Source organism: Corallococcus sp. AB038B, from assembly GCF_003668955.1.
GTDB lineage: Bacteria > Myxococcota > Myxococcia > Myxococcales > Myxococcaceae > Corallococcus > Corallococcus exiguus.
On sequence record NZ_RAWO01000206.1, the window covers coordinates 1 to 416 of the forward strand.

1 protein-coding gene is annotated in these 416 nt (G+C 66.8%); it reads left to right on the plus strand.

Annotated features, from left to right (window positions below; genetic code table 11):
- Positions 1 to 416: tol-pal system YbgF family protein (locus D7Y04_RS43030; RefSeq protein ID WP_147477362.1), on the plus strand; the 416-nt coding region annotated here is incomplete at both ends.

Sequence of the window (416 nt, forward strand, 5' to 3'; positions counted from 1 at the left end):
CCGTGCAGATGTACTACCGGCTGCTGCGCGAGTACCCGGACTTCAAGGACGGGGACCAGGTGACGTTCTATCTGGCGCACGAGCAGCGAGAACTCGGGCAGTTCGACGAGATGCTCAAGACGCTCGGCGACCTGACGCGCAAGTTCCCCAACAGCCCGCTGCGGCTGGAGTCGGAGCAGATTCTCGGCGACCACTTCTTCGACAAGGCCGACCTCGTCGAGGCCGAGCGCCACTATCAGGCCATCCTGGAGGCCCCGCCCTCCCCCGTGCACGACCTGGCCCGCTTCAAGATGGGCTGGATTCGCGTCAACCAGGCCAAGCACGCGGAGGCCGTCACGTTCTTCGAGGCCGCGGCCGCGAGCGCCCCCCTGCCGGGCATGGACGTGAAGAAGGCGCTCAACGTGAAGCGCGAGGCG